Origin of the sequence: Microbacterium sp. K35 (assembly GCF_004794375.1) — a bacterium.
Lineage (GTDB): Bacteria > Actinomycetota > Actinomycetes > Actinomycetales > Microbacteriaceae > Microbacterium > Microbacterium sufflavum.
The window spans coordinates 1-288 of record NZ_SSDM01000246.1 but is presented as its reverse complement, the minus strand read 5'-3'; the positions used below and the strand labels follow the sequence as shown (position 1 = coordinate 288).

The 288-nt window shown below is 79.2% G+C and carries 1 pseudogene; it reads left to right on the top strand.

What is annotated here, in order from left to right:
- Nucleotides 1-288: pseudogene (locus tag DW299_RS09430) on the top strand (ROK family protein); the annotation flags it as partial.

The following is a 288-nucleotide window of genomic DNA, read 5'->3' as shown; positions in this document are numbered from 1 at the left end:
GCCTCCGGCGACCCCGACGCGCTGCGGGTCGCCGAGCGGGTGGGCGCCACGGTCGCCCGTGTGGTCGGCGTGCTCGGCAGCATGTACGACCCCGCCCGCGTGATCGTGTGCGGCGCGGTGGCCGAGAGCGTGGAGCCGGTGCTCGCCGCCGCCCGCCGCATCCTCCCCGCGGAACTGCACCTGCCGGCGCCCGAGATCCTCGCGTCGTCGCTCGGCGCAGAGGTCGTGTCGGCAGGCGCCGTCGCGACCGCCCGCCGCGCCGCCCGGGAGCACGCGGTCCCGCTGCTC